Source organism: Nodularia sp. LEGE 04288 (genome assembly GCF_963896525.1).
GTDB lineage: Bacteria > Cyanobacteriota > Cyanobacteriia > Cyanobacteriales > Nostocaceae > Nodularia.
On record NZ_CAWQOY010000131.1, the window covers coordinates 34,791 to 41,050 of the forward strand.

General features: G+C 39.2%; 4 protein-coding genes. 1 reads left to right on the forward strand and 3 read right to left on the reverse strand.

Going from position 1 to position 6,260, the window contains the following annotated elements; all coding sequences use genetic code 11:
• Window positions 1-74 precede the first annotated feature (74 nt).
• The 3 genes from AACX33_RS18085 to AACX33_RS18095 are packed head-to-tail and all read right to left on the reverse strand — an operon-like array spanning window position 75 to window position 5,031.
• Window positions 75-1,655 (reverse strand): HlyD family efflux transporter periplasmic adaptor subunit, encoded by a 1,581-nt coding sequence (locus tag AACX33_RS18085; RefSeq protein WP_193996840.1) that lies wholly within the window; start codon window positions 1,653-1,655, stop codon window positions 75-77.
• 51 nt (window positions 1,656-1,706) lie between these two features.
• Window positions 1,707-4,427, reverse strand: coding sequence for a peptidase domain-containing ABC transporter (locus AACX33_RS18090; protein ID WP_193996839.1), 2,721 nt, complete (start codon window positions 4,425-4,427; stop codon window positions 1,707-1,709).
• On the reverse strand, window positions 4,321-5,031 hold the full coding sequence (locus AACX33_RS18095; protein ID WP_193996838.1) for a helix-turn-helix domain-containing protein: 711 nt from the start codon (window positions 5,029-5,031) through the stop codon (window positions 4,321-4,323). Before AACX33_RS18095 ends, AACX33_RS18090 begins: the two co-directional genes overlap by 107 nt.
• Window positions 5,032-5,589: 558 nt before the next feature.
• On the opposite strand from AACX33_RS18095, the gene AACX33_RS18100 reads away from it, so the two are divergent.
• A partial coding sequence (locus AACX33_RS18100) for a DUF3479 domain-containing protein (protein WP_227789161.1) occupies window positions 5,590-6,260 on the forward strand: 671 nt, incomplete at its 3' end.

Consider the following 6,260-nt stretch of genomic DNA (forward strand, 5'->3'; position numbering starts at 1 on the left):
ATCCGTGCCTCAATTAAGAATTGGGTGTTTATCTGTGATTTATGATTTCTTCTTGTGTTTCATGTGTAAATAACTTACAATTTCACTCCTCCTTGTTGCAATTTCTTAAACGGATCAAGTAGAAAGTCAATAATCCGACGCTGACGCACTATCACTTCAGCAGTTGCAGTATCCCCAGGATTTAAGGGAATACATTGATCAGGACTAGGAATACAATGCTGATTCATCGCAATTTCTAAGTTATAAGCCGCTACTCTTCCCCCAGGTGTATCTATTTCTGTTGTCGTTGGAGAAATTTCTAATAATTCGCCGGCAATAACTCCATAATCTTGAAAAGGATAAGCATCAAATTTGAGCTTAACTGGTAATCCCTTTGCTAAAGAACCGCTCTCAGTTGTGGCCATTTGCGCTCTAATAATTAAAGGCGAATCTGTTGGGGCAATTTCGGCAATCATTGTGCCTGGCTGAACTACAGAACCAGCTTTTTCAATTGGTAACTGAAATACAGTTCCATTCACGTTTGCTTTTAAAATTCGTTGACTTATCTGAAACTCTAAAGCCTGAATTTGGCTTTTAGTTTGAGCAATTTCTGCATTGAGTGTGGAAATTTCTGTATCTATATTTTTTAATTGCTCCTGAGTTTTGAGTACCGCAAGTTTACCCACATGAGTTACTGTTTGATAACCATTTTCTTGTTCATTGAGACGTAATCTAGCCTGTTCAATATCGGCATTAAATTGACTAAGAGTCCGTTCATAACTACTCTGTTGTTCTGCTAACCTTAACTTAGCTTGTCGAATGTCTGACTTACTCTGTTCATATAATCTTTGCTGTTCTTTAGCGATATCTTGTTTTTCTATAACTGTAATTTCTGGGATAACCTCTTTTTCCCAAAGCTGACGATAGCGGTTAACTTCTCGTTGGGTACTGGCTAAACTACTTTCTATTAAGTTGTTAGCAGTTTGACTATACTCAACCGTTTGCTGTGCTTGATTGACCTGAGATAATTTTTCTTCTTTTTGTAAATTAGATGAACTTCTAATAGCATTCAAGTTCTGTCTGGCTTGGTCTATTTGAGATTGTTTTTCTAACTCTTGAGATTGATTTTGTTGTTCTTGAGTGGCTAAAGCTACAATTAACTGGCTCTGTAATAAATTTAACTGCGATCGCCTATTTAATTGCCCTTCTAATCTGTCTTTTACCTGTCGTAACTCGGCTTGGACTAATTCAGATTCCATGACTAACAAAATCTGTCCATTCTTAACTAAATCACCCTCTTTAACTTGAATTTCGGCAACAGTTCCAGCAACAGGAGCATCTAGTCTCACTGTCTTACCTTGGGGTTCTAATCTGCCTCTAGCTACACCTGTTTCATCTACCCGCGAAAACATTGCCCAAGGTAAAATAATCGCTACAAAAATAATTAAAAAGTATAGTAATCCTCTTGTCCAAACTTGTGGCAAACTATCAAGCAAATCTTTGGTAACATGAGACCAATCATCAGATGAGATGGCTATGCTTGATGTTTGAGATGTTTTCGTTTCCTGATTAAGTTCTGGTTTAGAAATAGCTGGATTTTGAGGTGTTAAAACTTCCTGATAGATTCCATCTTCATGAAGTTGGTTTTTTACTTGTCCATTTAATGTATCTGTCATAACTTCTCTGAAGATTAATGATGGATTGGGAAAATTGAAAATTAGCTTGAGTTAGGCTGCGTTATCTAACTGCTGGTGATTCAGATAAAAATAATGTCCCCGTTTAGCCATTAACTCTTCGTGAGTACCACTCTCGATTAGCACACCCCGATCCAGCACCAAGATTAAATCTGCATTGCGTACAGTTGAGAGACGATGAGCAATTACTAATGTGGTTCTTCCCTTGAGGATGGTATTTAAATTACTCTGAATAATTCGCTCTGATTCAGCGTCTAAATGGGAAGTAGCTTCGTCTAAAATTAACAATTGGGGATTGCCTAATAATGCTCTGGCGATCGCAATCCTTTGTCGTTGTCCACCAGACAACATTCCCCCGCCTTCACCGATTTGGCTTTCATAGCCCATAGGCATTTTTTTGATAAACTCATCAGCACCCGCTAATTGTGCAGCTTCAATAATTTCTTCTAGTTTTGCCCCCGGATATCCTAAGCTGATATTCTCTCGAATTGTGCCGCCAAATAGAAAAGTATCTTGGTCAACGACTCCAACTTGTTCCCGTAAGGAACGTAAGGAAAGGCTAGTAATATCTTGTCCATCAATTAAGACTTTGCCATCTGTAGGCGGATACAACCCCAAAGCTAACTTAGAAATAGTTGTCTTTCCTGAACCACTCCGACCGACTAAAGCCACCATCTGCCCTGGTTTAACCCTAAAGCTGAGGTTTTCTAAAACGTTAATATCACTTTCTTGATGATAGCGGAATGTCACATGATCAAAGTGAATATGTCCTTGAATTGGTGGTAAAGATTGTCTAACTTGATGCTGTAAATCCTCTTCTGGTTCTGCATCTAGTACATCGTTAATTCTTTCTACTGCAATGGTTACTTCTTGTAATTCACTCCACAAAACTGTTAATCTCTGGAATGGTGCAATCACATTTCCTAATAGCATATTAAATGCTACTAACTGACCAATGGTTAACTGATTGTGAATTACTTGATATGCCCCAAACCATAATAAAGTAGTAGTAACAATTGCGTGAATGGAATTACTAAATATTTGCAGGCGATTACCAATAATCTGCCCAGAAAAACCAGTTTTAATTTCCTTATGCAATAATTCTTCCCAATGCCAACGCACTGTCTGTTCTACTGCTGTAGATTTCACTGTTCTGACACCAGAAAGAGCTTCAATTAGATAACTACTTTCAGTAGCATAAGCATTAAAAATCTCTCTGGAAATTTTGCGTAAAAAAGGTGTGGCGACCAAAGCCAATAGTACAAAAGGCGGTACAATTACTAAGGATAACAATGCCATTTTCCAGCTATACCAAAACATCAATCCTAGATAGATAAAAACAGTTAGTAAATCTAGCAGGATAGATAATGCTTCACCAGAAAGAAAACGTTGAATTTTGCGATTTTCTTGGACGCGAGAGGTAATATCCCCCACATAACGGGACTCAAAGTAACTGAGGGGTAGGCGCAGAGTATGGCGAATAAATGCCACGATTAATGCCACATCTATTTTATTAGCTGTGTGGTCTAATAAATATTGCCGTAAACCCATCATTGCTACACGGAATAAACTAAAAATTAGTAATCCTAAACCGACGGCAAATAAGGTGAGTTCAGAACGCTGTACTACTACCCTATCTAAAATTAACTGAGTGAATAAAGGAGTAATCAGTCCAAATATCTGAATAAACACAGATGCGGCAAATACTTCCAACATGACCAAGCTGTGAGGCTTGAGTAGTTCAAAGAATTGCCAAAAAGGTGTAATTGTGTCTTTGGTATCTTTTAAAAAGGCTGTGGGTTGCAGCAGCAGTGTATAGCCAGTCCAATTTGCTTTAAATTCAGCATGACTCAGAGTCCGTTGACCAATGGCTGGGTCGGCGACAATCACAGATTTTTGGGTAATTTCATAAACCACAATGTAATGTTTGCCTTCCCAGTGAACGATCGCAGGTAATGTTTGCTTGGCTAACTGATCTAGGCTGGCTTTTACTGGTCGTGTGCTAAACCCAATACTTTCTGCTGCTGTGGATAAACCACGCAAAGATGCACCATTACGGTCAACATTCGCGATATCCCGTAAGCGATTCACACTAAAGCGTTTACCCCAATAACGAGACACCATGACTAAACAAGCTGCACCACAATCTGATGCACTTTGTTGGTTAAAAAATGGGTAACGGCGAATTGTTCGTTGTAATAAATGTCCAACTCGCTGCTTAGGAGTGGGAAAGTAAGCTTTGCTAAGTTTTTTGTCTAGCTGAGGTTCTGTAACTGGTGTTACTGGTGCTGAGGGAATTTCGGTTTGATTGTGTTGAGGTGATTGTTCGGAACCCACCAGCAGCGAATTATAGGTATTTGCCTTAGCTAGTAAATGCTCTTTAATTGGGGGATATCTAAGCATCAAGGCCGATAAAACTGCGGCGGGAATAAAGCATAGTTGTAAATTAACACTTGCTCTAGCCCCATAGGGTTGGAAGTTAGCCTCTGGGAATAAGGTAAATTCTCCAAAAGATTCTCCAGATCCCAATGTGGTAATTAACTCTCCTTGATCATTTAATAACCTGACTTTACCTGCGATCGCAATATATACTCCAGCTTCTGCATCTTCTCCTTGCCAAAACTTTCCGACTTTCGGGTTGAGAAATTTAAATTGTTGGTAGTAGCGCTGAAATTCCGCTTCGCCCAGTGAATGTCCTAATGCATGGTTGAACTGTTGTAATAAAACCACAGGATCGGATAGATTTTGCACCATAAGTTTCTGACTCCATACCTAATTTTGCGAATTGAATAGGCAGAAATCCGTTATTTTCGGGGATGTTGTCGGATTTCAGGTCGTGAATCAATATGCTGGAACTTTTAGTATTTTCAGATCCTGCTTGCGGCTCGTTATTGGTTTTTGGGCGCGTAGATAATCCCATTTGTTTGAGCAGTCGCTTGATATGGCGATCGCTCACTTCAATACCAAATTCTTTAGCCAAATGTTTTTGAAGCCAGTTGGCTGTCCAGCGGCGAAAAGCATAGCCGTAATCGCGGGGACTATTTAAAACTAGTTCTTTTAATCGTTGCAGATATTCGTCGTTGACTGCTTTCGGGCGACCAATGGGACAATCTTGCCATTGATGCGCCATACCAGTACGGGCTATGTGCATCCAATGTCTAACTGTTGCTGGACAACATCCTAAAGTTTTACAAATTTCTGTTTGAGATTTCCCCTGGTCTGCTAGCAGCATAATTTCAATGCGCTGACGATAGGAATCAGGTAGATTTTCTTGTAAACTTTTCTGTAAAAACCTCAATTGAAAAGGCGTTAAAAATTTACCTGTACAACTGTCTGCAACTTTCGTTTGATTGTTCATTTTATAATGAGATATAAGCAGATATTATGGATAATTATGCTATTACAATAGACGCGACTTTCCTTGTTGTTTAATGTTATACACAAACATCATACTAACCTTTAGTGGTATCAAAAACTTCTATTAAGAGTTAAATTTCGGTTAACTTTAAGTTAAGTTAGTTGAGGATGAATTATTTTCTTTGGTAAATAAAAGTTTCAATCATATTTACTTTCAAAGTCCAGTCTTTTAAAAAAAATCTCTGTTAACATCTCAAGGACTTCGAGGATTTGTCCGAACTTCCGTCTCAACGAATTTATACAATATCAAAAAAATACCCCCAGTAGCTAGCCTGCTAACTGAGGGATTCTGCAAGTCGGTATTGTCGCACAAAGATATTCGCGAATCTCACAATACCAACTCAGCCATCCGAAAATGTGCCAAATTGCCAAATGGTATTTTGTAACCAATAATTTTCAGTCTTTGGGTAGATTACGGTGTTCATTTTGGGGAATGAGTCATGAAACCGAAACTACGATTAAGATCATAAGTATAGGGATCTTTCGTCGTAGCTTAGGCATGAAACGCATTGTCTTGATTGCTGGATTTGAGTCGTTTAACGCTGACTTGTACAGAAAAGCGGCTGAGGTGGCTAAATTGCGCTGTCCTGATTTGGATATTCGGGTGTTTAGCGATCGCCATATTACCAGTCAGCGCAGCGAAGTAGAAGCAGCACTAGATGGCGCTGATGTGTTTTTCGGTAGTCTGCTATTTGATTATGATCAGGTTTTGTGGTTGCGCGATCGCATTTCCCAAATTCCCATCCGTCTAGTCTTCGAGTCAGCCTTAGAACTGATGAGTTTAACCAAACTGGGTATTTTTGCCATTGGCGACCAACCCAAAGGAATGCCAAAACCTGTTAAATTCATCCTTGACAAATTCAGCAACGGACGCGAAGAAGACAAACTTGCTGGTTATATTAGCTTCTTAAAAATCGGTCCCAAACTTTTAAAATTCGTCCCAGTGCAGAAAGTCCAAGACTTACGCAACTGGTTAATTATCTATGGATACTGGAACGCCGGCGGTTCCGAAAACGTTGCCGCATTATTTTGGATATTAGCAGAAAAATACTTAGATTTAAAAGTCGGAGAAATTCCCCCACCCATTGAAACCCCCGACATGGGCTTACTTCATCCCGACTATCAGGGATTTTTCACATCACCCCGTGAATATTTAAACTGGTATAACAA